Origin of the sequence: Deinococcus rubellus (genome assembly GCF_025244745.1) — a bacterium.
GTDB classification, from domain to species: Bacteria; Deinococcota; Deinococci; order Deinococcales; family Deinococcaceae; genus Deinococcus; species Deinococcus rubellus.
Genome location: NZ_CP104213.1, coordinates 131,516 through 157,891 on the forward strand (window position 1 = coordinate 131,516; position 26,376 = coordinate 157,891).

Below are 26,376 nucleotides of genomic sequence, written 5' to 3' on the forward strand. Positions count from 1 at the left end.
TTTGGCTCTGTGTCTACAAACAAAGAAAGCCGGGAAGGGAAAACCTCGCGCCTCTGAATGTAGAGCGACAAACTTGAAGATGCCCGTCTAGGCGAACTTTACACGGCGCTTACGCGCAACAAGGACACACGATGAGTCACCGAGTTTTTGTTCTCAACCCAGATAAATCCCCATTGATGCCGTGTACGGCAAAACGGGCCAGGAAGATGCTGGAAGGCGGTAAGGCCGCTGTGTGGCGGCGTTATCCGTTCACAGTCATCCTGAAAGAAGCGTCTCCGAACCTCTCCCAACCCCTCGCCCTCAAGCTCGATCCTGGCTCCAAAACCACTGGTATGGCGCTCGTACTGAAAGGCAAGACGGGGAAGCAATGCATCTGGGGCGCGGAACTGGCGCACCGGGGTATGGCGATCAAGCTCAAACTACTCGCCCGCCGCTCACTGCGCTCAGCTCGCCGCAATCGCAAGCTGCGCCATCGCCCGGCCCGCTTCCTGAACCGCACCAAGCCTGCCGGGTGGTTGCCGCCATCCCTGATGCACCGCGTCCTCACCATCAAGTCGTGGGCGAAGCGGCTGGATCGCCTCACGCCGTTGGATGCCTTCTCGATGGAGCTGGTGTCGTTCGACACGCAGAAGATGATGAATCCTGACATCCAACGCGAGGAGTATCAGAAGGGAACGCTCTTCGGTACGGAGGTGCGGGCCTACCTGCGTCAAAAATGGGACGACAAGTGCGCCTACTGCGGGAAAAAAGGCGAAGAGGTCGAGCACCTTGTCCCCCGCTCTCGTGGCGGCTCCAATCGCATCAACAACCTCGTGTGGTCTTGCCGCAAGTGCAACGAGGAGAAGGACAACCTCACCCTGGAGGAGTTCCTAGCTAGGAAGCCCGCCGTCCTGCGAAAGATTCAGGAGCAGCAGAAGGCGTCCCTCCACGACTCGGCTGCCGTCAACGCCACCAAGTACCGCCTACTGGACGAACTCAAGACCTTCGGATACCCCGTAGAAACCGGGAGCGGCGCTCAGACCAGCTTCAACCGCACTGAGCAGGGCTACGAGAAAGCGCACTGGATTGATGCGGCCTGCGTTGGGGATTCGGGCGAGAGCGTTGCCCTCCGGCCCCTGAAGCCCCTGAAGGTCGCCTGCATGGGGCGCGGCAATCGTCAGGTGTGCGGCACAAATAAGTACGGCTTCCCGATTCGGCACCGGACGCGCCAGAAAGTGTTCTTTGGCTTTCAGACCGGAGACATGGTGCGGGCCGTGGTCACAACGGGCAAGAAGGTGGGGACGTACATCGGGCGGGTTTCTGTGCGGGCGACTGGCAGTTTCAAACTTCCGCAGGTGGACGGCATCCATCACCGCTTCTTCATAACGCTACACAAAGGAGATGGCTATGGCTACAGCTTCTAGGAGCGCCCCTGGCGCTCACCCCCTTACCTCCCCAGCCCTAAAGGGCGGGGCTTCCGGGGGTCTTTGGTGAGTATGAACGACAGGATTAGAGAAGAAATTCACGCTGAACTTACACGCCTTGGTTGGTCAAAGGCCGAACTCGCCCGACAAATATCAAAGTCTCCAAATTATATTTATAAGATGTTAGCTCGGGACGATGCTCCAGTCCAGAAGGGGAAGGTGGGCTCCAGTTGGTTAAGGATGCTTGACTATTTTGGGTACGAACTGGTCATCGTTAAGAAAAGCAAGGGTATAAAATGAACGACGAAATTAGAGGGATACTCTGGGTAGAAATAGAAACGAGAGATCTGTCCATAGGAGAAGTAGGCAGGAAAACTGGAATTGGCCGGAACAAGACCAGTTCTATGCTTAATCCTAACTCAAATTGGAGTATGGGAAATATAGCCAAGACGTGGCAGGAGCTGTTTGATTTTTTGGGTTATAGACTAACTCTACGAAAGAAAGCTGGAGGCGGGAAATTAGATGAAGATTCAGTAGAGGCAAGACTGATAAAAGAATTTCTCGCTGGTCTAGAAACTGATCAGTAAAATTTAAGATCAGAGTCTTGTTATATCTTGCCTGGACTGACTAAGTCTTCTGGAGTGGTGATTTTCGCATCTGGGCTGGGCCAAACGGCGTCGGCCCGTGAACTGGTCGAGGCCAACGACGTGCAGTTGTGGATGCCAGCGGACTTATTCGCATTTCAGGTCAAACGGTCAAGTGGAAAGCTCAATCCAGATGAACCTCCTTCTAGTTTGACCTCACGTTCTTCAGCCCCGCGTCAACCTCATCTGCCAGACTGAGCAGATGAAACCGCTGCTGCTGACCCTGGTGCTGGCCGGACTGGGCATGGGCTTGGCCTACAACCAGAACGCCCCTATCCTGCCGGACCCCAAGCTCTCTCCCGGCGACGTCCTGACCTCGGACAAAGCCATCATCTGCGTCTCCGGATACACCAAGACGGTGCGCAACGTCCCGCAGAGCCTCAAGGAGCAGGTCTACAAGGAATACGGCATCACCTCCCGCGAGTCCGGCGAGTACGAGATCGACCACATCGTCTCGCTGGAACTCGGCGGCTCCAACAGCATCAGGAATCTGTTTCCCGAGTCCTACAAGACCCAGCCCCTGAACGCCCATGTGAAAGACACCCTCGAAAACAAGTTGCACGCCCTGGCCTGCGGTGGGCAGATCAGCATGCAAGACGCCCAGCAGGCCATCGCCAGCAACTGGACGGCGGCCTACGTCAAGTACGTCGGCCCACTCCCCGGCGGCGCACAGGTCCTCGGAAGCACGGCATCGACGGTGAAGGTGCCGGTGCTCCCAACGCCTTCACCGGTGCCGATTCAGAACACCGCACAGGGCAGTGGCAGCGCGACCGATTCGGCACTGCCCAATACGGATGGCAGCTGTCCCAGCACCGCACCGATCAAGGTCAGCAAGTCGGGCATCTACCACCTGCCTACGGGCGACGGCAATTATCAGCGCACCAAGGCCAAAGCCTGCTTTGCGAGTGCAGCGGCGGCGCAGGCGGCAGGCTACCGGGGGATCAAATGAGCGATATCCAGATGACCGTGATCAAGCCTGACGGCAGTAGTGCCGAGCCGAGTGCGCGTGATCGTCAGCTCCTGACCTTGGTGCAGGGGCTGCTCAATGCAGACCCGCACTTCCAGGCGCTTGCGAACCCGACCCTCAGCCGCGCCGAGGTCAATGCCGTGCAGCAGGAGAGCGAGCCAGGCTACCTGTACCTGCGTTACAACGTGCCGAGCAAGGTGCCGCAAGAGTTCTGGGGCCACTGGGGGAGCCGTGACCACGTTGCTTTCAAGAGCGGGCAGATCACGGTGTCACTGATCAAGGCGTCCGTGCAGGCGGTTTCCAACAGTTGAAGTCGGGGGACGCGACATTGTTGTGCCGGGCAACCGTCAAGACGGTGATAAAGCCTAACTGTCGGTCGTGATCTTCAGGGCAACCTCAGCGGATCCGCTTCTTCGTCGATGCCCGCCGGTTGGTGGTGCTGCATCATCTGGAGAAAAACGGTGACGATACCCGGATCAAACTTTTTCCCCGCCTGCGCTTCAATTTCGCTCAGGGCCACTGAGGGGGGCCAGGCGGGTTTGTAGGGCCGCACGCTGATGAGGGCCTCGTAGACGTCACACACCGTGAAGATGCGGGCCAAAAGCGGAATCTGCAATCCAGACCGTCCGGATGGATAGCCCTTACCGTCCCAATCTTCGTGGTGATACAAAATCACGTCCAAGGCCCCCTGGGACAGATCTGGAATCCTTGAAGCCAGTGCAAAGCCCTGCGACACATGCTGCTGCATCGTTTTAAACTCTTCGGCGGTCAGCCGCCCCGGCTTTCCAAGGAGCGAGTCCGGCACCATCAGCTTGCCGAGGTCGTGCAGGCACGCACCTTGCTTGAGTTCTATTCGGGCAGCACTGGGAAGGTTTAACGCTTTCCCGAGGGCTTCTGCATACGTCACCACCCGTTGGGTGTGACCAAAAGATTCCACATCACGCGCTTCAAGCGCCAGACCCAACGCCATCAAGCCACCGTCCAGCGTGAGTTCAACTTGCTTGAGAACGCGCTCACGCTCCAAGATGTAGCCCAATCTCAGCGCCACGGCTTCGAGCAGACGGCGGGCTTGAGGCGTGATAGGTCGCCAGTTGTGGTAACTCATGAGCGCCAATGTGCCCACGATCATTCCAGCGTCGCGGACTGGCGTCACCAGAAAGCTGCGAAGTCCAGAGTCCTTCCATCCGGGCAACGCTTTCATTTCCGAAGGATAATCGGCAGTGCCAACGGTGCGATTGGTCAAGATCGCCTGCCCCATCAATCCACTCGACAGTTCACGTTTCAAGCTGTGCAGCGGGACGTCCCGCTGCTCGTCATCACTGGAAATGTAAACCGCCTCAAGCCACCCGTCTCTCTTTTCGTAGTAGGCACTGGCGTCAAAGCCCAAAATGAGCCGTAAGTTATCAAAGCCGTAGTGAAGCAGATCAGCCGTGTTGTCAATACCTTCAATAAGCCGCATGATCTCTTCGGCACTCGGGACATGCCGTTCAAGGGTACCAATATGGGTGTGTTTGACCCTTTCCTTGTCTTCGTACATTCGCTGATCCGCAACGGCCAGCGCCCGCTGAACATCTTCGTAGGAATGGACCTGGGCGCTGCCAAAGGCCAAGGCGGGAAGGGTCAGGCGAATCTTCGGTGCGTGGTCGATGACCTGCTGGGCAAAGTTGTTGGCCTCCGCAACGCTGGAATGGGGAAGCAACACCAAGAATTCATCTCCGCCCCAGCGACTGGCAACGGCCCCCTGCGGTAGAACTTCAGTTATGGCTTGGGCGACCGACCGGATATGCTGGTCACCCGCGTTGTGACCGCCGAGATCATTGACAGCTTTGAGATCATTTAAATCCATCATCACCATCACGGCGTTTTGCTGCGGCGTCAGCTGTTTCAAGATGCGCTGCGTGCCCGCACGGTTCAGGAGTCCGGTCAAGCTGTCTTGGTCGACCAAACGCTGCTGGAGTTTGAAGCGCTGGAGCATGCTCTGAACGTTGATGGCCATCAGCCAGACAAATCCGGAAGCCACCATGAACAGCAAGACGATGCGCCATACCGGATTGGACGTCGTCGTCAATGGGAAGAAGCCTTCCTGAATGCAGGTCAAGAGGATGCCGGTAGTCAATAGGACGAGCGGGGGCACGACCTGACGCGGCAAACGGAACGCGCCCAGCACCCACGAAATAAAAAAAATGATGGCGGCAGCCAGAATAAAAAAGGGAAGACTCGAAACTGACGTTAAGTTCGGCTTCTCGGCACGTCCAAAGAGCCAGAAGCCCAAGAGGAAGTGCATGGACACCCAAAAGATGCTGGCGGGCCACCAACGAAAGGCAGTAGGTAAGCCTTGTCGCTCCCAGCCCCGCTGTTCTCGTGGCCTCATGCCCTCAACTTAAACGCGGAGTGGTACATACCCTTCTCAGTATGCTGGGCAGCGGTAGGGTCAATGCGCAATTGTCGCCAGAGCATGTCGTGTCCTCTTAATGGTTGGGGGGATAGCCCATCCTGAATTTGCTCAGGTCACTGCTGGGGCTTGCCAGTGATCGCCTGTCGGCGAACTGTGCCGGGCGTTCAGCTCGTTGATTCACAGGGCGCATGGAGCCGTGCGTCGGCCCCAGGAGTTGTGCACAGGCCCACGCCCAAGCTGTAGATCACAGCTCGAAACGTTCTAAGGTGATGACTCCCCGCCCTAAAGGGCGAGGCTTCTCTGGTCAGCAAGCGCCGGAGATTGCACGCTCTCGCAGAAGGCAGCATCCCTGCCCCGATTCAGGATATTCAAAGCGGCATGGACATCGCGGTGCATGTCCAGTCCGCAGTTGGCACACAGGTAGGCATGGCCGATTTTAATTTTCTGGCGATGCCCACACTGGTGACAGTCCTGACTCGTATATTTCGGGTCAACCCCGAGAACTCTCCGACCAGCGTTCGCAGCTTTGAGGGAGAGGATGTTGATGAAGCTGGCCCAACCCGCGTCCAGTACACCTTTGGCGGTACGGGAACGGGCCAGCCCGATGATGTTGAGGTCTTCGTGAAACACGGTGTCGTGGCGATTCACCAGAGTGCGGGCCGTCTTGTGGTGGAAGTCCCGGCGACGATTGGCGACCCGGCGATGCTCAGCAGCGACCTGACGCTTCAGCGCCTTGTGGCGGCGGCTGCCCCGCTTCCTCTTGCTGGCGGCCCGCTGAAGCAGGCCAATTTTGCGCTCCGACTTCTTGAAGTGACGGGGAGCCGGAACGAACTCGCCGTCCGACGTGATGAGGAAGTTTGGATTCGTGCCGAGGTCAATCCCAATCACGTCACCCGTCGCGGGGAGGGGTGCAGCTTCGACCTCGCAGGCAAACACGATGAACCACTTGTCACCCTCCCGCTTGACGGTGGCCGTCTTGACCTGCCCTTCAAGCGGACGGTGGAACGTGCAGCGCACGTTCCCAATCTTGGAGAGGTCGACCTTCCCAGAATCTTCCAGGGGCATCGCCCCCGTCTTACCCGCTTGCGGGTAAGTAAAGGAGTCGTAGTGGTTGCGCCCTTTGAACCTCGGATACCCGGCAGTCTGTTTTGCCTTGACCCGCCGAAAGAATCCCTTGAAGGATTTGTCCAGCCGCTCTATGACGTCCTGCAACACCTGGGAGTGGATTCCCTTGTACTCCGGCAGGTCGGCCTTGATTTCAGTCAGGGCGCGTTTCTGTTCGTAGTAGCGGACCGAGACGCCGCTTTTCTTGTAGGCTCCCCTGCGTTCCTCAAGGGCCGCGTTGTACAACTGGCAGCACAGGTACAGCGTGGTATCCAACGCCTTCTCCTGCGTGACGTTCGGGAAAAGCCTATATTTCATGGCCTTAAACCCCATCGTCTTCCACCTGCCCTTTGCGCTGCCCTTCGATGTACTGCTGAATCACCTCGGCGGAGATGTTGCCCGCCGACCCGACGTAGTAGGCATTCGTCCACAGGTGGCCGCGCCGCTTCAGCTCGGGGAACTCCTGAAGGAGAAGCCGAGCTGAGACGCCCTTCAGAATCTTGGCGATGTCGGACGGTGCCCATTTCGGCGGGCAGGACACGAACACATGCACGTGGTCCGGCATGACCTCCATGCCCCGGATGAGCCAATCCCGTTCAGCGCAGGTAGCCGTGAAAATCTCCATCAGGCGGTCACGGGACGGGCCGAAGAACGAACGACGGCGGTACTTCGGCGTGAACACCAGATGGTAGTTCAAATTGAAGTGTGCATGTCGTGTTGAACGCTCTCCGGCCATATGCACATGGTAGCAGATAAACCACTAGATTTCTAGCCCGTGTGGTGCTTTAGCTTTGCGGCACCTGCGGTGCCGAGGGCTTATATCCCCGCCCTCAAGGACGGGGGATGACGCCCTTTTCTCTAAGAACTGTACATGCCAAAGTCGACCATCCGCACTTACTTCCCCAGCGATCTTCATGAAGCGGCGGCCCAGGCCGTCACCGGGTTCTTTAGCGCCCAGCCATACGTTCAGAGCGTCCTCCTGGTCAACTCCTGCGCACGCGGCACAGCCACGCCACAGAGCGATCTGGACTTCGCAATCCTGATCGAGGCCGAGTTGGAAGCGTCCAGATTCTCAGCGCTGGAACAGGCCTGGCAAGCGCACTACCAGCAGCAGCCCGTGTTCGAGGCGTTCCGGCGTTCCGGGCGGTTTACTGGCATCCATCTGGATCTGATCACCGGCCAGTACCAGCCCACCGACCTGGACGACGCGGGTGGGCCGGACAGCTTCGAGTTGGAGATCGGCAATCAGGTGGCCTACAGCTTTCCCCTGTGGCAGGCCGCCGATGCCATGGCACACTTGCGGGCGCAGTGGCTGCCTTATTACGATGAAGCGCTGCGCCGCAAGCGCCTTCAGATGGTGCGGGATGCGTGCGCCTATGATCTTGAGCATGTGGCGTTCTACACCCACCGAGGCTTGCATTTTCAAGCCTTCGACCGGTTCTATAAAGCGTTTCAGGAATTCCTTCAAGCGTTGTGTATCTCTCGGCGGACCTATCCCATCGCCTACACCAAGTGGATCAGAGAATTGGTGGCAGAGCGTCTCGGGTTGCCTGACCTGTACATCCAGTTGCCACCACTCTGAGAACTTCAACGCCTGGAAAGTGACGGGTTGGTCTTCAAGGCGGCGGCGTTGCAGGCGTTGCTGGAGCACTGGACTGTTGTCGAAGACCTTTGAATTTTCCTGACTCCCGCCCTCACTGACTGCCGCTGAATTTGCAGTAGAGCTGCCTGTGGGCGGGTGGACAGGGCATGGGTTTCCAGGTTTCGTGAAGCGCCCACTGCCTTGGAGAGCATGAAGGCGAAATTCTGGTGCGTGCGTTTCGGAGATCCGGGAAGCATCTTCGGAGTGGACTCAAATTGAGACTGTCCGCTCTCCGAGAACGAGGTGCGCTCGCGGCGGCTGGCGCTGAATCTGGAGCGGGCGGCACGCCACTCAGCCGCCCACTGACCCAAGGTGCGAAAGTCGCCCGCCTGGGCTGATGTTGTGGGCCGCTATCCTAGACACATGCCCACTGCTGTCTCACTCCTTCCTGCCCGCCTGCTGCTCATTCGCCACGGCGAGACCGAAAACAACGTTACCCAGATCTTTCGTGGTCCGGAAGGTGGCCAGGCTCCGCTGAATGCGGCAGGTTTCCGGCACGCACAGCAACTGGCACACCGGCTGAAGGCGTTGAACCTGCCCAGTCCCCGCGTGTATGCCAGCACGTACCTGCGGGCGCAGCAAACCGCCCAGCCGATTGCGGAGGCGCTCGACGTGCCCCAGCAAACGCTGGAGGACGTTCAAGAACTCGACACCGGAACGTTCGCAGGGCGCTCCTACGCCCACATGAACGAATTCGAGGACGAGATGACTGCGCCAGACGGCCACTACGGCTTTCCAGGTGGGGACTCGCTGGTCGGCGCGGGCGAGCGTTTTCACGCGGCGCTGCTCAAGATCAGGCCTCAGCCGGGCGAAACCGTGCTCATCGTGTCACACGGCGCGGCGCTGGTCTCTGTCCTCTCGAAACTGCTGGCGGTAGACCCGCGCGAGTCCTGGCGCTCCGATACCTACCGCCACGCCAATGCTGCCGTGACCGAACTGATCTGGAACGAGACCGGCCCGCCCGAGGTGATCCGGCTGGCCGATGCGGGAGATCTCGGAAAGCTGGAGTAGGTTCGTTGTCCGAGTTCCCAGGTTCGGGACGGGCCAGCTGTTTTAGCTTATTTGCGTGGAGGAACCACTACCCCAAACTGGAGAACAATCGCCCCGTACCGAAACCGGGGCGATTCTTTTGAACTGAGCACGAAAAGATCCTCCAACCACCGATTACCCAACACAGAAGTTATCCACAGCCCGCGCCCAGGACTGTGGGCAACTTTCTGATGCGCTAAACTCTCCCCCATTGCGCCTGCGAGCGCGTAAGGAGAATCGTTATCGTGAGTAGCTTAAGTATCGGAATCGTCGGCCTGCCCAATGTCGGCAAATCAACTCTGTTCAACGCCATCACCCGCGCCGGGGCGCTGGCGGCCAATTACCCTTTCGCCACCATCGAGCCGAACGTGGGCCGCGTCAATGTGCCGGACGAACGCCTGGGCGCGCTGAGCAAGGTCTTTACCAAGGGCGAGCGGGTCCCGCCGATCATCCCGACCTTCGTGGAGTTCGTGGACATTGCCGGGCTGGTCAAGGGAGCCTCGCAAGGCGAGGGCCTGGGCAACCAGTTTCTGGCCAATATCCGGGAAGTGGACGCCATCGCCCACGTCGTGCGCTGCTTTGAAGACGGCAACGTCATTCACGTGGCCAACCGGGTCAATCCGCTGGACGACATCGAGACCATCAACACCGAGCTGATTCTGGCTGACCTGGCGGGCCTGGAAAAGCGGGTGGTGGGCCTCAGCAAGAAAGCCAAGGGCGGCGACAAGGAAGCCAAAGAGCAGCTCGAAGTTGCCGAGGTCATCCTCAAGGTGCTGGGCGAGGGCCAGCCCGCCCGCGCCGCCCGGATCGAAGGCCCGGTGCCCAGAGACTTCGGCCTGATCACCATCAAGCCGGTGATTTACGTGGCGAATGTCGGTGAGGACGATCTGGCGGGCGACAACGACCTTGTCAAGCAGGTGCGTGAGTTTGCCGCACGTGACGGTTCGCACGTGGTCAAGATCAGCGCCCAGATCGAGGGCGAACTGGCCGAGATGGAGGAAGACGATGCCCGCGCCTTTCTGCACGACCTGGGCGTCGAGGAGAGCGGGCTGGACCAACTGGTCAAGGTGGGCTACGAAACGCTGGGCCTGATCACCTTCATCACTTCCGGCGAAAAGGAAGTGCGCGCCTGGACCATTCACAACGGTGAGAAGGCCCCCGAGGCCGCCGGAGAAATCCACTCGGACCTGGAACGCGGTTTTATCCGGGCCGAGGTCATCGAGTGGCAGAAGATGGTGGAGGCCGGAGGCTGGACCGCCGCCAAGAGCAAGGGCTGGGTGCGCACCGAGGGCAAAGAGTACGTGATGAAGGACGGCGACATCATGAACGTTTTGCACAATATGTAGTCGCAGACGGGGCCGAGACGCTCCGGAGCGGTTTGTCAGAAGTTAAAAAGAAAGGAAACTTTAGGCTGGCACATCTTCAAGTAGGGATGTGCCAGTTGGTTTCAGAGCGGTCAGTCTGTTGACGGCTTCCCCGGCCCGGCACCTTCCCGAACGGCGAGGATGATCTGTCTAGGAGGCTCTTACCTTGCTACGATTCCGCATTCATCTCGCTCCTCTGGCCCTGCTCGGCGCATTGACCGGATTGGCCAGTCCGGTTCAGGCCGCTGGCCTGGCCCAAATTCAGGGCAAGGGGCAGTTCAAACTGGCTTTCAGCACGGCCCAGCCCCCCCTCATCAACCAGAATGGAACCGCCTTCGAGGGCTTTGCCACCGAACTGCTGAGTATCATCGGCAAGCAGATGAAGGTCAGCAATATCACCTGGCGCAAAATCGGCACGCCCCAGGCATTGATGGATGGTCTGCGCTCAGGCAACTACGACGCGGTCATCGACAGCCAGTTGCCGCAGCCGCTGACCGACGTAACTCTAAGCAAGCCGCTGGCCTGCACCGGCGGGGTGATTCTGGCCCGGCCCGGCGGCCCCACCTACGACAATGAACTCAAGGGCAAGCGCGTCGCCGTCGTGACCGGCAGCAGTTATTTTTATTACGTGCGAAACCTGCCGTTCGACAAGCAGATCAACGTTTTTGCCAGCGACGATCAAGCGCTGCTGGCCTTTCTGACCGGGAAGCTGGACGCCCTGGTGATGGACCGTTACGCTGCCCTCAAGATGTTCAAGGCGGCGGGCGCGAAGGTCATTCAGGTCAGCCCACTGCTGTGGTCGCAGGACATCACGCTGGTCATGAACCGCAGCAGCGGCACCGAACTGTCTGCCAACAACGAGGTGCTGGCCCCCATCAACATCGCCCTCAAAAAGATGCTGGCCGACGGCAGCTACACAGCCCTGAGCAAGAAATACTTCGGCCAGGACGTACGCTGCGAGCTGTAAGGCCGCTTCACTTCAGCGGGTCAGCGCTTCCTCCAGCGCCTCCATGAACTCGTCCTCGTCGTCGAGCCAGGGGTAGTGCCCGGCGTCGAGCAGGGTCACGTCGGCGTCCACCAGGTCCTGAACCCACTGCACCTGTGCGGGGTAACTGGTGGCGTCGTGCGTTCCGGCGATCACGTACACCTGCCGCCTGATCTCGCTCAGGAACGGCGGGTACTCGAATTCCCATAGCCCCTGATTGACCAGCGCCTGCTGCACCTCGGCTCCGCCCATCAGCTGGCCTTCCACATCGGCAAACTCCAGACGCATCCGGCTGGGGGCATCTTTGAAATGCAGGGCGTTGAGCAGGTCGCGGGCGTTGAGCAGCGCAAAGGCCGCCTCGATACGGGCCGCGCCGACCTGGGGGTGCTGGCCTTCGGGTGTGCGCTTGACGACCTCTGTTTTGGGATCGTCGAGCGGGGTATTCCGGCGGGCACTGGCTTCTTCCAGCAGGGTGAGAGCCAGATCGGGGAAATGCACCCAGGGGTTGATGACGACGGCCCGGTCAGTGTGCGTGGGAAAGCGCCGGGCATATTCCAGCGCGATCAGCGCGCCGAAGCCGTGGCCCAGCGGCGTCAGCTTCTCCAGACCTAAAAATTCTCGTACCGCCTCCACATCTGCCGTCAGGGTGTCGAGGTCGAGGGTGTCGCTGCCCTGCTCGGTGTCGTCCAGGGGACCGCTGCGGCCCGCTCCACGCTGGTCGAGGTAGATCACCCGGTAGGCCGAGAGGCGCTCGCCCACCAGATCGCGGAAGGTGAGGCTGTTGTAGCCGGGGCCACCGTGCAGGTAGATCAGGGTCTGGACCTCTTCTCCCTCATCCGGCTCCACGACCTCGAAGTAGAGATCGGCTCCGTTGAGGTGCTCGAAATAGGGTTCGGCCAGGTCCTGATGCTGAAAGTCGTCCATGTCGGCCAGATCGTCCATGCAGGCATTCTACGTTCAGCCGCGCCTGGCCGGGCGGGTACACTGCCCGGTATGTTGACCGCTTTTGCCGTGCTGCTCAGCGTGACCGCCTTGCTGGCGTACCTCAACGAGCGGTTTTTTCACTTCCCGACCACCGTGGGGGTGGCCCTCTCGGGGGCGCTGGCGGGCATTTTGCTGGTGGCGGTGGACGCGCTGGCGCTGCCGATGGTCGGACACTACGCCCGCCTGATGCTCAAGACCCTCAATTTTACCGATTTCGTGCTCAACGGCATCCTCAGCCTGCTGCTGTTCGGCGGGGCACTCAGCCTCGACGCCGCGCAGATGCTCAAGCAGCGCGTCACGATCCTGACCCTGGCTGTCTTCAGCACCCTGATCAGCACCGTGCTGGTGGGCTTCGGGGCGTATCTGGTGTTCGGGGTGCTGGGGCTGGCCGTGCCGCTGATCGGGGCGCTGCTGTTCGGCGCGCTGATCTCGCCCACCGACCCAGTGGCGGTGCTTGACCTCCTCAAGCGGGCCAAGGTGCCGCCGCGCATCGAAACCCTGATCGCCGGGGAGAGCCTCTTTAACGACGGGGTGGGCGTGGTGATCTTTCTGGTGCTCAGCGGGCTGGCCGGAGGCGGCGGCAGCATCAATGTGGACCACGCAGTCAGCGCCGACCTGATGGGCGCGCTGGGCCTGTTTGCCCGCGAGGCGCTGGGCGGAGTGGTGCTGGGCGGGGTGCTGGGCGTGGCCGGGCTGTACCTGACCCGCACCATCGAGAACGCGGCGGTGGAGGTGCTGCTGACCCTGGCGCTGGTCATCGGCGGCTACGTGCTGGCGCTGGGCCTCGGCGTCAGCGGCCCACTGGCGATGGTGGTCTTCGGACTCATCATCTCGGCCTACAAGGAAAAGATCTTCACCGAAAACACCCGCGAGCAGGTCATCAATTTCTGGGAAACCATCGAGCAGGTACTCAATATCGTGCTGTTCGCCTTCATCGGGCTGAACGTGCTGCTCAACCCTGGCCGCGCGCCACAGTTCGTGGCCGGGGCGCTGCTGATCGCCGTGGCGCTGGCAGCCCGCTACCTCAGCGTGGCGCTGCCCTTCTGGCTGATTCGCGGGCAGGCGGCTTACGGCGCGTACACTGTGCGGCTGCTGACCTGGGGCGGTCTGCGCGGCGGCATCGCCATCAGCCTGGTGCTGGGCTTGCCGCCGAGCAGCTACCGCAGCGCCCTGATCACCGCCACCTACCTGATTGTGCTGTTTACGATCGCCGTACAGGGTCTCACCATCATGCCGCTGGTCAAAAAGGTGGTGGAGAACAGCCCGGAAGAGTAGGGCCAACCACCCCCTCCCAGCCGGCCCTCAAGCCCGCCTCACGCCTGCAGGCCAGACTCGTCTTCTATGCGCCGTCTTCTCGGCTGGCTGCTGACGCTGGTTCTGCTCACCGCTGGCCTTTACTTTGTCTGGCCCCTGGTGCAGCAGGCCCAGCGCTACGCGGCACTGCTCTCGGCTCCTCTGCCGACGCCCTCCAGTCTGCCCTTGCCGCTGCCGGGCGTGCGCTTTGCCGACACCTGGGGCGGGGCCCGCAGCCAGGGGCGGCGGCACGAGGGGGTAGATATCTTCGCGCCGAGGAACACGCCGGTTCGCGCCACCACACGCGGCAAGGTGCTCAATGTCGGCCCCGACACCCTCGGAGGCCGCACCGTCATGCTCCTGGGACCGGGCGGGGCGCGGCACTACTACGCCCATCTGGAGCGCTACGCCAAACTCAAGCGCGGCGACTGGGTCAAGGCGGGCGCGGTGGTGGGCTACGTCGGCGACAGCGGCAACGCAGCGGGCACACCAACGCACCTGCATTACGGTATTTACGAGGGCAGCGGGGCCGTCAACCCGTACCCGCTGCTGAAAAAGAGCTGGCTGAGCGAATAAAATGCGCCCGCCTGGGCTGCTCCTCACCTTGCCCCGCTAGCGTAGACGGATGATCCGCCGCCGCTTTTTGACGCCTCTCCTGGCCACCTTCCTGCTGGGTACTCCGCTGGCCCCGGCCCAGATTCTGCTGCCGCTCGACTCGCGCCCGGCCACCTCGACCCTGCCCGCCGACATTGCTGGCCTGATCAGCCCGGACGTGCGGCTGGCCCCCCAGTGGCTGCTGGGGGTCGCCAAGCACGGCGCGGACGAAGCGGCCCTAGAAGCCTGGCTGGCAGCCCAGACGACGCCGCAGGGCCTGCCGCTGATCGTCTCACTCGACGCGCTGGCCTACGGCGGGCTGGTGCAGTCGCGCACCTCACCAATCAGCGCTGAGGAGGCCCTGGCACGGCTGGCAGTGCTGCGGACCAAGGCCGCCCAGAAGCAGCCCATCTACGCCTTTATCACCCTGCCACGTGCGCCCGACGCCACCGATCGGGCGCGCAATCTGGCGGTGGCCAAAGTGATGCTCCAGTGGGCCGCCGACGGCACCTTCAAGGAGCTGCACATTACCTGGGACGACGCTTTGCCCGGCTCACCCGCCCCGCAGGAAGGCGCGGCGCTGGCCAAGGGCGCGCCTGCCAACGTGCTGGTTTATCCCGGCGCGGACGAGGTGCTCAGCAGCCTAGTGGCCCGCGCCCTCTCGCCCGAACCGGCGCGGGTGCGGGTCGAGTACAGCGCGCCTGACAAGGCCGACGCGGTCATCAAGTACGAGGGCATCGCCCTCTCGCGCAGCGTGGCCCTGCACGCCCAGGCCACCGGCTTCACGCTGGCCGCCACCGGGGAAAGTGCGCCGCTGACGCTGTACGTCTACAACGGCGGCGATACGCGCAAGGCGGCCCTGCGAATCTCAGCGCTGCTCAGGCAGGGCAAGGTGGCGGTGGTGGATGTCAACGCCGTCAACCAGGGCAGCCCGGCCCTCTGGACTGACCTGACCACCCTGCGCCGTCCCGAGAACCTGGCGGCGCTGGCCGCCTGGGGCACCCCCGGCAACAACCTCGGCTCAGCCCTGGCCCACGCCAAGCTCGATCTGAGCGGAGCCGATCCCCTCAAGCAGGACGCCCTGCTGGCCCGCGAGTACACCAACGACGTCATCTACAGCGCCCAGCTCCGCCCCCAAATCCGGAAGGCGCTGCCGGAATCCGAACTCGGTACCCCAAAAGCCTCGCAGGTGGCCCTGGCGCTGGCCCGCAAGGACTTCCCCATTCACTTCGCGCAGACCTACGCCCTGGCCGACGCCTCGTTTCCCTGGGACCGGTCCTTCGAGTGGCAGTTCGACTTGAAGCCGCTGCCGTAGCCGGGCTGCCACGCCCTGTCCCGCTGGGCGGTCCCAGTCGCCGGGACAAGCTGGCCTCAAGACAACAGGACAGGGCGGGCCGCACACTCTTGGGCATGAGCGAAGGAGGCGCGGCCCAGTTCAGCGACGCCAGCAGCCTCCGCGCTCAGGAGGCACCCCCATGAAACGCACCCTGATTGCCCTGGCCCTCTTGACGGTCACCGCCACCTCGCACGCCTCACAGGTCGCCAGCGCCTGGTATTTCGGCAACTGGAGCTGCGTCATCGACCACCGCGCTGCCCGGATGGTCTGGCAGGTCGTGGACGATCCGCAGACCAGTTGCAGCGGCAACGTCTGCTCCAGCTCATCGGGCGTGGCAGTGCGCGGCTGGTTCAAGGACGGCAGCGGCCCCTGGGTCAAGCTGGTCAACCGCAGCGCCTCGGGATCAGACCTGCGCTTTACCTACACCGGCGACAACACCCGATGGTTTCTACGCTACGACCCGAATACTGGCGTGGCAACCGGCAACACCATCTGGCGCGGCAACACCTACCCGCTGCAATGCTCGCAGGGGCAGGGCTGAGCCGAAGCTGGAAGCCGCCTGCCCCAGCGAGGCAGGCGGCTTTCCTTTGCCCGGCAGAATCCGGAGTGTACTGAAATGCGGACAAAACTCTGCCAAGAAAAAAATTCGTCTGTACCGGTGTTTTTGGATGCGCCTTGAGCCTTGTTCAGGGGAGACGTTGCATACTCATCTGCTCCGATCTGAAGGAATATCGCCGTTCCCAACACCAGCTGTCCAGGGGTTTTGCTGGCTCACGGCCAAAATGAAGTCCTGGAGCCGCTTTCTGGGGACTGAATATGCAACGTTTCGTCCGCATTTCAGTGCATGAATTTGACTTCGCCCGCATACCGCGCTATTCTTTGTTACATCAAGTTCAGATAACCGAGAACAGCGGCCCGCCAGCAAGCGGGTTTTTTCGTATCTGCTGCGGGCAAAGTCTGGTGCGGGCAAAACGGCCCGGAAGCGCGTCCCGGCATGGTTGTTCAAGGTAGACAGCGCGGCCCCGCAGCGGCAAGCGGCGGTAAACTGGGGCCATGACAAGCCAGACAACCCAGCAGTCCGTGGAGCAACTGAGCGTCAACACCATCCGTACCCTCAGCATCGACGGCGTGCAGGCGGCCAACAGCGGCCACCCCGGCGCGCCGCTCGGCATGGCTCCGATGGCCTACGTGCTGTGGCAGGATTTCCTGCGCCACAACCCCAAGCACCACGACTGGCTGGGGCGCGACCGCTTCGTGCTGTCGGCGGGCCATGCCAGCATGCTGATCTACTCGCTGCTGCACCTCACCGGCTACGACCTGAGCATCGACGACCTCAAAAACTTCCGGCAGTGGGGCAGCAAGACGCCCGGCCACCCGGAGTTCTTCCACACGCCGGGACTGGACGCCACCACCGGGCCGCTCGGCCAGGGTGCGGGCATGACGGTGGGCATGGCGATGGCCGAAGCGCATCTGGCCGCCCGGTTCAACAGAGAGGGCCTCAAGATTTTCGACAACTACGTTTACGGCATGGTCAGTGACGGCGACCTCGAAGAAGGCGTCAACCACGAGGTCGCCTCACTGGCGGGCCACCTGCAACTCGGCAAGCTGATCTGGCTTTACGACGACAACGACGTGCAGCTCGACACCGGCACCTCCAAGACCTTCACCGACATCACCGCGCTGCGCTACGAGAGCTACGGCTGGCAGGTGCTGGAAGTCCACGACGGCAACGACCTGACCGCCATCAGGAGTGCCCTGGAGTCGGCCCGCAATGATACCCGCCGCCCCACACTGATCAAGGTCAAGACCATCATCGGCTACGCCAGCCCCAAGGCCGGAACCAGCAAAGCGCACGGCGAACCGCTGGGCGAGGAGGGCGTGGCCGAGACCAAGAAGGCGCTGCACTGGGACTACCCGCCCTTCACGGTGCCGGAGGAAGTCGCCAGTCACATGGACGCCACCGAGCGCGGGGCCAAGCAGGAAGCGGCCTGGAACGAGATCATGGACAAGTACCGCGAGGGCTACCCAGCGGAGGCCGCCGAACTCGACGCCATGATCGCCCGCAAGCTGGCCCCCGACTTCGCCGACACCCTGCCCAGCTTCGAGGCGGGCGGCAAGCCGATGGCGACCCGCGCGGCCAGCGGCAAGGTCATCAACGCCATTGCCGCCAAGGTGCCCAGCTTGCTCGGCGGCAGCGCCGATCTGTCGGGCAGCACCAAGACCACCATCGAGGCTTCCGGAGCCATGCAGCCGGACGACCTGGGCGAGCGCAACATCTACTTCGGGGTGCGCGAGTTCGGCATGAGCACCATCGCCAACGGCCTGAGCCTCTACGGTGGCCTGCGTCCGATGGTCGGCACCTTTTTGGTGTTTGCCGATTACCTCAAGCCTGCCTACCGCCTGTCGGCCATTCAGATGCAGCCGGTGATTTATGTGCTGACCCACGACAGCATCGGACTGGGCGAGGACGGCCCCACCCACCAGCCCATCGAGCAGCTCGCCATGCTGCGGGCCGTGCCCAACAGCTACGTCATGCGCCCCGCCGACGCCAACGAGACCGCCGCCGCCTGGCAGGTGGCCCTGGAGCGCACCGATGGCCCCACCGCCCTGATCCTGACCCGCCAGGATTTGCCGATCTTGCCGCGCAATTACAGCGGCGTCCAGAAGGGCGCGTATGTGGTCAAGGACGCCGAGAACGCCCAGATCATTCTGGTGGCGTCGGGCAGCGAGGTTTCACTCGCCATTGAGGCCGCTGATTCATTGGCGGGTGAGGGTATCGGGGCGCGGGTGGTCAGCATGCCGTGCATGGAAGCCTTCCGCCAGCAGGACCAGGCTTACAAGGACAGCATCCTGACGCCCGGCGTCAAGCGGGTCGGCATCGAGGCGGCGGCCCTGCAACCCTGGTACGAGTGGGTCGGCCTGGACGGCGCGGTGGTGGGCATGACCACGTTTGGCGCTTCTGCCCCAGCCAAGATCCTGTTCGAGAAATTCGGCTTCAGCGTGGCGAACATCAGCAAGGTGGTCAGGGGCGTACTGCAAGGCTGAATGGAGCACCAGATCAGGCCGTCTCCGATTCCGGGGGCGGCTTTTTTGGTGCGACGCGAACCCCAAGTCCTCTTCACCTTGCCTTGAACTTCCTGGCTTCGGCTCCCGCGCATGATGGGAACATGACCGACGAACTTAAGCAATCGACCCAGATCAGCAGCGACCCCGGCGACACCTCTCCTGCCGAGGGCCAGAGCCACCCCATTCCTGCCGAGGACAGGGGTAAGGGCACCGGCGGGGTGGACACCGCTGACCGTGCCGACCCTGCCGAGGGGGGCCGTGACGAGGTGCCGGGCGAGGGCGCGAACCTCAGCAGCGCGGCGGGCAACGCTGAGGGCAGCGGCCGCAAGTAGTTCGCTCAGCGTCTTGACCCGGCCCCGCCTACGAACAGGCAGGGCCGGGGTTTTTCTTGGTGCTGGCAGGAGTCACAGAAGGCATATTGAGAAACTCGAAAGCGGACGGCCCACCACACCCGCTCCCTTCAGTCCTAAGCTGAAAACCGATGCCCGAGCTGCCCACCGAGTCCAATGCCGATCTCAACGTCAACCGCTCCCCAGAGGAGCGCGCAGCCCTGCTGCTGGAGGTTTACGGGCGCTTGCGGGCCGAGTACGGCGACCGGCCGCTCGACCCACGCCGTGAGCCGATGCACGAACTCATCAGCACCATCCTCTCGCAGCGCACCAACGCGCAGGACGAGGATGCGGCTTACGAGGAACTCCGCACCCTGGGCGACTGGGACGACATCGTGGCCGCGCCGACCGAGGCGGTGGCCCACGCCATCCGGCGCAGCAATTACCCCGAACAAAAAGCCCCGCGCATTCAGGCCACACTGCAAGCGGTAAAGGCCGAGCGTGGCGGCTACGACCTCGATTTTCTGCTGGACATGACGCCGGAAGCGGGGCTGAAATGGCTCACGGCGCTGCCGGGCGTGGGCGTCAAGACCGCCTCACTGGTGCTGCTGTTCAACTACGCCAAGCCGGTCTTCCCGGTGGACACCCACGTTCACCGCATCACCTCGCGCATCGGGGCCATTGCCAAAATGGGCGAACAGGCGGCCCACAAGGTGCTGCTGGGGCTGCTGCCGCCCGACCCACCGCTGCTGTATGAGCTGCACATCAACCTGCTCAGGCACGGCCAGCAGGTGTGTCATTTCAGCCGCCCAAAATGCGGGGTTTGCATTTTGCAGGACCTGTGCGACGCCCACCAGATTTACGACGGCAAGGTTCCGGCGTTCAAGAGCTGAGCCGCAACAATCAACGCCAGTCGCGCCGCAGCACCGCCAGCTTCACGCTGTCCCAGCGCTGGCCGTCCCAGGTGCGGGCCTCGGGAATGCGGGCGCACTCGCGGTAGCCGCTGCGCTCGGCGGCGCGGATCAGGCGCTGGTTGCCGCTCCAGGTGGTCAGGGTGATGACATGGGCGGACGTTTCCCCAAAAGTGCGGGCCGTCCAGAGCCTGAGCGCCCGTCTCCCCAGGCCGCTGCCCCAGTGGGCCGGGTCGAAAATGACGATGCCCAGCTCAAACCAGCCGCCGCCCGCCGGTTCTTCCTCGGAGCGGCTGACACTGCCGATGCACTGGCCATCCAAAGCGATGATTCGCTGATCAGCGTCCCAGGGATTCGTGACGGCCCGCTCAGCGTAAGTTTCAAAGCTGAGTGCGGCGTTGGATTTGGGAAAGTACGGCCCGTCCCAGCGCTGCCATTCGGGATTTTTCTCGGCGTACATCCAGCGGTAGAGGGTAGCTAGGTCTTCGGGCAGGCGGGAACGCAGGGTGAGGTCGGGGAGGGAGTTCAACTCAGCCCGCCGCCAGCCGTTCCAGCACCCGCCGCAAGCCCACGTCCAGCGCCGCCAACGCCTCCCCGATACGCCAGGCAGCGCGGTCACGCGGCCCCACGAAGTTGCTGACGCCGCGCACCTCGGTGACCGGCACGCCCGCGAGCAGAGCGGCGTGGGCGACTCCCGCACCCTCCATGCCCTCAATCAGCGCGCCCGGCACCCGCCGCCGCAGTTCCTCTGTTCCCGCCGCGCTGCCGGTCACGCTACTGACGGTGACGAAGGGGCCGCAGGGCAAGTCCAGCCCAAGTCCAGCGGGCCAGCATGGAAAGCGTCCCGCATTGCCCGGCGCGACTTCCAACCCCAGCCCGGCGAGCGGCAGAAACTGCTCACCGTCCCAGGCTCCCAGATCGGCCTGCACGATCTCGGAGGCCAGGGCCACGTCGCCCACCTTCAGACCGCTGCTGGCAAACGCGCCGCCGATGCCCGCACTGACGACCAGATCGCACCTGAGATCGGCCAGCGCCGCCTGGGTAGAGAGCGCTGCCGCCACCGGGCCGACCCCGCTGATCACCACCCGGACTTCGACACTGCCCACCGCGAGGGCGCTCAGGCGCTTGGCCTCGCCCGCCGTCGCCACCACCAGCAGGGCGCGTTTCACCGTCGGTTCTGCGGCGTGATGATCGGCAGCAACTGGCGCTTGAGCAACTCGGCATAGAGGTATCCGGCGTAGGTCTTATTCCCGGCCTGATATTTCACCGGACACCACTCGTCACAGCGGCCCACCTGAACGGTCTGACCACCAGGAATCACCGTCAGCACTCTGGCCTTGAGCGACGGCCCAGCCCGCAGGTTGGTGTTGTGACGGGTCACGGCGTCGGCCTGGAAGACGAACGGCGCGTCTTTGGCCCCGGCAGGCGCAGCGAGGGCGAGCATCAACACAGTCGTAAACATCGGCTTCATACCGACATTGTGGGCGCGGCAGCGCTGATGGGGCAACCTGGGAGCTTCAGCGCACCCGGAAGCTCCGGACCGCCTGCACAAAGGCCCGCACCTGCTCCGCCGTCGGCTCCGTGCCGTAGCGCAGACGCTGGTACTCGCCGATCAGCTCATGGATGCGCCCGGATTGACGGGGGTGCTGCCCGGCGGCCCGCTCGGCGTAGGCGCTGCCGGGTTCGTGCGGCTCTCTGGGCAGGCCCAGGCGGCGGGCCAGCAGCGCGTAGGCGGCGGCCAGCGGCTCAGTGGGCGGGCGGCGGCGCAGCAGCAGCGGCACGAAGGCCAGCCCGATCACCGCCGTGCCGAAGAGGGTCAGCCGCCAGTCGCCGAGCTGCCCGAGGCCGAGTTTGGCAAAGAGCTGGCGCTGCTGCGCGCCGTCGTAGCCGATCACCCAGGTGTTCCAGAGGTTTTGCAGGGCGTCGAGGCGCAGACTCAGGCCCGAGAGCAGCCCGCCCTGGCCCGCCGCCAGCCCCGGCGCACCTTTGAGCGCCGAGACGCCCTGCTCGATGCGGTCCGGCGAGACGGTGGCCGTCGGATCGACCCGCAGCCAGCCCTGCCCGGCCAGCCACACCTCGGTCCAGGCGTGGGCGTTGGCCTGGCGCACGATCAGGTAATTGCCGTTGGCTTCCGCGCCCTGGTAGCCGGTGACGACCCGTGCCGGAACGCCCGCCGCCCGCATCATGATGGCGTAGGCGCTGGCGTAGTGCTCGCAAAATCCCCGCTTGGTGCCGAACACGAAGGCGTCCATCCCGTTGACGGTGGGCAGCGTCGGCGGATTGAGGGTGTAGGCAAAATCCCCCTGCCGGAACACTTTGAGGCCTGCCTGGACCCGCTCGGCGGGCGGCAGGTTGAGCCAGCTCCTGGCCAGGTCGCGCAGGCGCGGGTTGGAGCGCTCGGGCAGTTGCAGGTTGCGCATCAGCCAGGCCGGATCGGCGTTGATGCCGTAACTGTAGTCGGTGGCGGCGCTCAGCTTGAAACGGGTACGCGCCCCGATCCGGCTGGGCTTGATGACTTGCAGATTCTGGGTGATGAAGGTGCCGTCGGGCAACGAAGCGGGCGCGTCCAGGGCCAGCACCCAGGCCCGCTGATGCGGCTCGACGGTCAGGGTGTAGGTTCGCACCGGGCCGCGCAAAGTCACATCAGGCAACTGGCGGGGGCTGCCGCCCAAGCGCCAGGTCTCGCCGTCGAAGAACTCCATCACCGGGCCGCGCCAGTAGAGCTGGTCGGCAGGCGGTGCCGAGCCGTCGAACTGCGCCCGGAAGGCGACCTCGTCACTGAGCGCCAGGCTGCTGATGCCGCCCGGATTAACCGTATCTGACAGGCCCGAGGCGCTGCTGCTGCCGCTGACCGGCATCTGCCACAGCGGGCTGTCGGGGCGCGGGAACAGCACGAACAGCGCGGCGGCCAGCGGCAGCGCCCGCAGCAGCACGCCGCCCGACGAGCGCAGCAGCGGCACGGAGTGGGCCAGAGCCGACCCGAACGTGGCCGCCGCAGGTGCCCCAGACAGACCGCCAGCAAAACCACCGGGCCGCTCCCACAGCGTGAGGGCCGCGCACAGCCCCGTGACCGAGAGCAGCGCGTGAACGGCGGTCAGGGTGTCCTGGGCATAGAAGAAGTGCGTCACAGTGAGAAAGAAGCCGAGCAGCGCCAGCGTCTGAATGTCGCGCCCACTGCGGGTTTCCACCGCCTTGAGGGCAATCAGGACCACCAGGATGGCCGTACCGCCGTCGCGCCCCAGTAAGGTGTCGAAGGCTGCCAGCAGACCCCAGCCTGCCGTCAGCGCGATCAACAGCAGCAGTAAGGACTGGGCGAGGACGGGCAATCCTGGCACCCGTTTCAGGGCCACCCCCACCCGGTAGGCGAGCAGCAGCGCCGTGAGCAAGCTGGCCCACCAGGGCAGCCGCGTGACGTAGGGCAGCGAGCACAGCGTCAGCGCCGCCAGCATGGCGAGCAGGGCAGGCAGCGGCAGCGGCGCGGGCGCAGACGGCTGGGCCGCCCGGTTGCGCGGCAGTTGAACGCTGAAGGTCATGGTCGGCCCGCCAGACGCTCGGGCAGGCCGTTCGGTTGATCGCCTTGCCGGGCCGCTTGTGAGACAGACGGTTGCGAGAGGGCCAGGGCATTCAGGGCGCGGCGCGAGTGGGCCTCGCCGCTCCCCTCCTCCACCATCCGGTCTGGCAGTTCCAGGCGGTAGCGGACGTCGTGCTGGCGGGCTTGCCGCACCCAGGCGCTCAGACGCGAGTAGCGGGCCTCGGGGTCCAGGCCACGCAACTCGGCGTAGTCCAGGCACAGGGTCAGGCTGAGCGGCACGTCGAAGACTTTGGTATGGAGGTCGCCGGTGCGGGCCGAGTGCCGCCAGGCCACCTGCCGGGGCGCGTCGCCGGGCAGGTAGGGCCGGACACCCGCAAACTCTTCCTGGCCCGCCGCCCGCTTCGCCCCGCTGCCCTCACTGGCCCGCGTGCCCGGCAGCGGCGGCGCGTCCGCTTCAGGAGCCGGGTAGATCAGCGCCTCGGCGCTCAGCAGCGGGTAGGTCACGCCGCGCCACAGGCCCAGGGCGTCGCGGCCCTCCAGCCGCAGACGCGGCAACGTGAGCGGGCCGCGCCGGGGAGCCGCGATCATGACCGGCGCGGTGGTCTCGGCCTGCGCCGCCACGTCGAGCAGCGTGATGGTCGCCGAGCGCGGGCGGTGGGCACGCAGGCGCAGCCGGGCACGGGCCTGGTCCGAGGGGTTTTGCACCCTGACCGCAAAGGCCGCTTCTTCCCCGGCCCAGGCGGTGTCCGGCGGCGCGGCACTGAGTCTCAGGCCGCTGAGGCTGCGCGAGGCCGCCACCGCACCTGACACCCACAGCCCCAGCATCAGGAAGGTCACCAGATACCCAAGGCTGAGCTGATAGTTGACGCAGCCGATCAGGGTCAGCAGCGCCGTGAACAGAAACCCCGCGCCAAAGCGGGTCGGGTACACGCGCGGCCCCTTCGAGAAGTGGGTGGCGGGGGCCACCGTGATGCCCAGGCCCTGGTCGGCGTTGCCGTCGTCACTGGCCCACCCGCTGAGGCGTTCGCGCAGGCCGCTGGACGGAGGGAGAGAAGCGGGGCGCTGCGTCATAGGGTCGGGGTCATGGGGTCATCCTCGGTGGGGGATCGGGGTTATGGAGCCTGACTGAGCAAGGCGTCGAGCTGGGCAGCCGTGTCCTGCGCACCCATCAGCCGGGCGGCGTCGGCCACCGACAGGCCGCCCACGTCGCGGGCATGCAGGTTCGCGCCGCGCGAGAGAAGCCAGCCCACCATCTCGGTGCGGTTGAACATGGCGGCCATCATCAGTGCGGTCTTGCCGCCAGGACCTGCCGTCTCAGTGTCGGCTCCGTGATCCAGCAGCAGCTCGGCCATCTCCAGATTGCCCTTAAACGCCGCGCCGACGAGCGGGGTCTGGCCCTGATCGTTGGCGCGTTCGGGGTCGGCCCCGTGTTCCAGCAGCTGCCGGGTGGCCTCCAGGTGGCCATGATAGCTGGCCAGCATCAGCAAGCTGTCGCCCTTCTGGTTGAGCAGGTTGGCGGGCAGCCCCTGGTCGAGCAGCGGCCCAAGCTGATCGGCATCCCCGGCGCGGACGAGTTCAAAGACCGACTGGAGGAAGGCGAGCGTTTCGGCGTCGGGGGTGGGTGGGTGGTCGGTCATGGTGTTTAGCTCCTTGAGCGGGCCGGAAAGGTGAGGTGCGCGGCCCGGTTCATAAGCACTATCAAAGCAAAGACGGATGAAAGCCGGTGCAGCCAGCCTCCGCTACCGCTTCATCATCCAGGCGGCCCGGCAGCTCAGGGAATCGCCACCACGCCCAGCAGTTGCGCAGCCACCGCCGGACTCGGCGCTCCGGTGGCGCGGCCCAGCAAGCGGTGGGCGGCCACGCTGCCGAACACCGCCTGCACGTCCTCGGGCAGCACATGGGCGCGCCCTGCGAGCCAGGCCCAGGCCCGCGCTGCCGCCAGCAGTCCCAGCGCCGCGCGCGGACTCAGGCCCGCCTGCACATCGGGATGGGCGCGCGAGGCGGTGATCAGCGCCAGCACGTAGTCGGCCAGCGCACCCGAGACGTGCACCGCCGCCGCCGACTCCTGGGCGGCCAGCAGCGCGTGCGGGGTCAGCACGGCGCTGAGTTCACGCGCGGCGTCGCGGCGGCCCCCGGCCAGCAGCAGCTCTCGCTCAGCACGGGGATCGGGGTAGCCCAGCGAGACGGTCATCAAAAACCTATCCAGCTGCGACTCGGGCAACGCGAAGGTGCCGAGTTGCGAGGCCGGATTCTGGGTGGCGATCACGAAAAAGGGCGAGGGCAGCGGCCGGGTGGTGCCGCCCTCGCTGACCTGCCGCTCCTCCATCGCTTCCAGGAGGGCCGACTGGGTCTTGGGGGTGGCGCGGTTGATCTCGTCGGCCAGCAGCAGCTGGGTAAACACCGGCCCCTCGTGAAAGCGGAACTCGCGGGCGGCGGGTTCGTAGATGCTGACGCCCAGCAGATCGGCGGGCAGCAGGTCACTGGTAAATTGCAGCCGCGAGAAATGCAGCCCCAGGCTGGCAGCGATGGCCTGCGCCAGGGTGGTCTTGCCGACGCCCGGCACATCTTCGAGCAGCAGGTGACCGCCCGCCAGCAAGCAGGCCAGCGACAATCTGACCTGTCCGGACTTGCCCAGAATCACCCGGTCGAGCTGCGCCAGGGTGGCGGCAACCAGGGCGCTCAGTCCGGCATCCGGCTGGCCGACGCCGCCCTCAGCACTGGCACGGCTCAAACTGGACAGGGTGCGGGTCATGGACGGCGGGAGTGGGCGGGCCGGAGGAGGGCACTCATCCCTCCAG

26 protein-coding genes are annotated in these 26,376 nt (G+C 63.9%); 15 read left to right on the forward strand and 11 right to left on the reverse strand.

Going from position 1 to position 26,376, the window contains the following annotated elements:
- Positions 1-176: 176 nt before the first annotated feature.
- The 4 genes from iscB (at position 177) to N0D28_RS00720 (ending at position 3,325) form a co-directional block, all read left to right on the forward strand.
- Complete coding sequence (gene iscB, locus N0D28_RS00705) at positions 177-1,403, forward strand: RNA-guided endonuclease IscB (protein ID WP_260561912.1); 1,227 nt, start codon at positions 177-179, stop codon at positions 1,401-1,403.
- Between the two features lie 296 nt (positions 1,404-1,699).
- On the forward strand, positions 1,700-1,990 hold the full coding sequence (locus tag N0D28_RS00710) for a hypothetical protein (RefSeq protein WP_260560507.1): 291 nt from the start codon (positions 1,700-1,702) through the stop codon (positions 1,988-1,990).
- Positions 1,991-2,249: 259 nt separating this feature from the next.
- Positions 2,250-2,996: an HNH endonuclease signature motif containing protein gene (locus N0D28_RS00715; protein WP_260560508.1), complete on the forward strand. Its 747-nt coding sequence runs from the start codon at positions 2,250-2,252 to the stop codon at positions 2,994-2,996.
- Positions 2,993-3,325: a hypothetical protein gene (locus tag N0D28_RS00720; RefSeq protein WP_260560509.1), complete on the forward strand. Its 333-nt coding sequence runs from the start codon at positions 2,993-2,995 to the stop codon at positions 3,323-3,325. The genes N0D28_RS00715 and N0D28_RS00720 overlap by 4 nt, the downstream gene beginning before the upstream one ends.
- Positions 3,326-3,399: 74 nt before the next feature.
- On the opposite strand, the gene N0D28_RS00725 is transcribed toward N0D28_RS00720, so the two are convergent.
- The 3 genes from N0D28_RS00725 to tnpA all read right to left on the reverse strand — a co-directional run bounded on the left by N0D28_RS00725 (position 3,400) and on the right by tnpA (position 7,255).
- Positions 3,400-5,298 (reverse strand): HD domain-containing phosphohydrolase, encoded by a 1,899-nt coding sequence (locus tag N0D28_RS00725; RefSeq protein WP_260561944.1) that lies wholly within the window; start codon positions 5,296-5,298, stop codon positions 3,400-3,402.
- Positions 5,299-5,691: 393 nt separating this feature from the next.
- Positions 5,692-6,831: an RNA-guided endonuclease InsQ/TnpB family protein gene (locus N0D28_RS00730; RefSeq protein ID WP_260560510.1), complete on the reverse strand. Its 1,140-nt coding sequence runs from the start codon at positions 6,829-6,831 to the stop codon at positions 5,692-5,694.
- 4 nt (positions 6,832-6,835) lie between these two features.
- On the reverse strand, positions 6,836-7,255 hold the full coding sequence (gene tnpA / locus N0D28_RS00735; protein ID WP_446681961.1) for an IS200/IS605 family transposase: 420 nt from the start codon (positions 7,253-7,255) through the stop codon (positions 6,836-6,838).
- Positions 7,256-7,384: 129 nt separating this feature from the next.
- Here tnpA and N0D28_RS00740 point away from each other — a divergent pair, with 129 nt between their 5' ends.
- From N0D28_RS00740 to N0D28_RS00755, 4 genes are all read left to right on the forward strand, one after another.
- Positions 7,385-8,095 carry a nucleotidyltransferase domain-containing protein gene (locus N0D28_RS00740; RefSeq protein WP_260560512.1) on the forward strand — a complete coding sequence of 237 codons (711 nt, stop codon included), beginning with the start codon at positions 7,385-7,387 and terminating at the stop codon, positions 8,093-8,095.
- Between the two features lie 423 nt (positions 8,096-8,518).
- Positions 8,519-9,166 (forward strand): histidine phosphatase family protein, encoded by a 648-nt coding sequence (locus N0D28_RS00745; protein WP_260560513.1) that lies wholly within the window; start codon positions 8,519-8,521, stop codon positions 9,164-9,166.
- Positions 9,167-9,429: 263 nt separating this feature from the next.
- The gene (gene ychF / locus N0D28_RS00750) at positions 9,430-10,530 is read left to right on the forward strand and encodes a redox-regulated ATPase YchF (protein ID WP_260560514.1); all 1,101 of its coding nucleotides are present in this window, start codon (positions 9,430-9,432) and stop codon (positions 10,528-10,530) included.
- Between the two features lie 184 nt (positions 10,531-10,714).
- Entirely contained in the window at positions 10,715-11,515 is an 801-nt protein-coding gene (locus tag N0D28_RS00755; protein ID WP_260560515.1) for a substrate-binding periplasmic protein, read from the forward strand.
- Between the two features lie 12 nt (positions 11,516-11,527).
- On the opposite strand, the gene N0D28_RS00760 is transcribed toward N0D28_RS00755, so the two are convergent.
- Positions 11,528-12,475 carry an alpha/beta fold hydrolase gene (locus N0D28_RS00760; protein WP_260560516.1) on the reverse strand — a complete coding sequence of 316 codons (948 nt, stop codon included), beginning with the start codon at positions 12,473-12,475 and terminating at the stop codon, positions 11,528-11,530.
- A 51-nt stretch (positions 12,476-12,526) separates the two neighbouring features.
- On the opposite strand from N0D28_RS00760, the gene N0D28_RS00765 reads away from it, so the two are divergent.
- From N0D28_RS00765 to N0D28_RS00795, 7 genes are all read left to right on the forward strand, one after another.
- Positions 12,527-13,792 (forward strand): cation:proton antiporter, encoded by a 1,266-nt coding sequence (locus N0D28_RS00765; protein ID WP_260560517.1) that lies wholly within the window; start codon positions 12,527-12,529, stop codon positions 13,790-13,792.
- 66 nt (positions 13,793-13,858) lie between these two features.
- Positions 13,859-14,386: a M23 family metallopeptidase gene (locus N0D28_RS00770; protein WP_260560518.1), complete on the forward strand. Its 528-nt coding sequence runs from the start codon at positions 13,859-13,861 to the stop codon at positions 14,384-14,386.
- Between the two features lie 49 nt (positions 14,387-14,435).
- Complete coding sequence (locus N0D28_RS00775) at positions 14,436-15,719, forward strand: DUF4127 family protein (RefSeq protein WP_260560519.1); 1,284 nt, start codon at positions 14,436-14,438, stop codon at positions 15,717-15,719.
- A 160-nt stretch (positions 15,720-15,879) separates the two neighbouring features.
- Positions 15,880-16,281 carry a DUF6006 family protein gene (locus tag N0D28_RS00780; RefSeq protein WP_260560520.1) on the forward strand — a complete coding sequence of 134 codons (402 nt, stop codon included), beginning with the start codon at positions 15,880-15,882 and terminating at the stop codon, positions 16,279-16,281.
- Positions 16,282-16,793: 512 nt separating this feature from the next.
- A complete protein-coding gene (gene tkt / locus N0D28_RS00785; RefSeq protein WP_260560521.1) occupies positions 16,794-18,785 on the forward strand; it encodes a transketolase in 1,992 nt (663 codons plus the stop codon).
- A gap of 122 nt (positions 18,786-18,907) precedes the next feature.
- Positions 18,908-19,138: a hypothetical protein gene (locus tag N0D28_RS00790; RefSeq protein WP_260560522.1), complete on the forward strand. Its 231-nt coding sequence runs from the start codon at positions 18,908-18,910 to the stop codon at positions 19,136-19,138.
- A 149-nt stretch (positions 19,139-19,287) separates the two neighbouring features.
- A complete protein-coding gene (locus tag N0D28_RS00795; RefSeq protein ID WP_260560523.1) occupies positions 19,288-20,028 on the forward strand; it encodes a monofunctional DNA glycosylase in 741 nt (246 codons plus the stop codon).
- A gap of 10 nt (positions 20,029-20,038) precedes the next feature.
- Here the strand turns inward: N0D28_RS00795 and N0D28_RS00800 are convergent, their stop codons facing one another.
- The 7 genes from N0D28_RS00800 to N0D28_RS00830 form a co-directional block, all read right to left on the reverse strand.
- The gene (locus N0D28_RS00800) at positions 20,039-20,575 is read right to left on the reverse strand and encodes a GNAT family N-acetyltransferase (protein ID WP_260560524.1); all 537 of its coding nucleotides are present in this window, start codon (positions 20,573-20,575) and stop codon (positions 20,039-20,041) included.
- Between the two features lies 1 nt (position 20,576).
- A complete protein-coding gene (gene mqnB, locus N0D28_RS00805; protein WP_260560525.1) occupies positions 20,577-21,215 on the reverse strand; it encodes a futalosine hydrolase in 639 nt (212 codons plus the stop codon).
- Positions 21,212-21,517 (reverse strand): SH3 domain-containing protein, encoded by a 306-nt coding sequence (locus N0D28_RS00810; protein WP_260560526.1) that lies wholly within the window; start codon positions 21,515-21,517, stop codon positions 21,212-21,214. The genes mqnB and N0D28_RS00810 overlap by 4 nt, the downstream gene beginning before the upstream one ends.
- A 46-nt stretch (positions 21,518-21,563) precedes the next feature.
- On the reverse strand, positions 21,564-23,579 hold the full coding sequence (locus N0D28_RS00815; protein WP_260560527.1) for a transglutaminase TgpA family protein: 2,016 nt from the start codon (positions 23,577-23,579) through the stop codon (positions 21,564-21,566).
- Positions 23,576-24,649, reverse strand: coding sequence for a DUF58 domain-containing protein (locus N0D28_RS00820; protein WP_260560528.1), 1,074 nt, complete (start codon positions 24,647-24,649; stop codon positions 23,576-23,578). The genes N0D28_RS00815 and N0D28_RS00820 overlap by 4 nt, the downstream gene beginning before the upstream one ends.
- Before the next feature lie 41 nt (positions 24,650-24,690).
- Positions 24,691-25,215 (reverse strand): ankyrin repeat domain-containing protein, encoded by a 525-nt coding sequence (locus N0D28_RS00825; protein ID WP_260560529.1) that lies wholly within the window; start codon positions 25,213-25,215, stop codon positions 24,691-24,693.
- A gap of 134 nt (positions 25,216-25,349) precedes the next feature.
- Entirely contained in the window at positions 25,350-26,330 is a 981-nt protein-coding gene (locus N0D28_RS00830) for an AAA family ATPase (RefSeq protein ID WP_260560530.1), read from the reverse strand.
- Positions 26,331-26,376 lie beyond the last annotated feature (46 nt).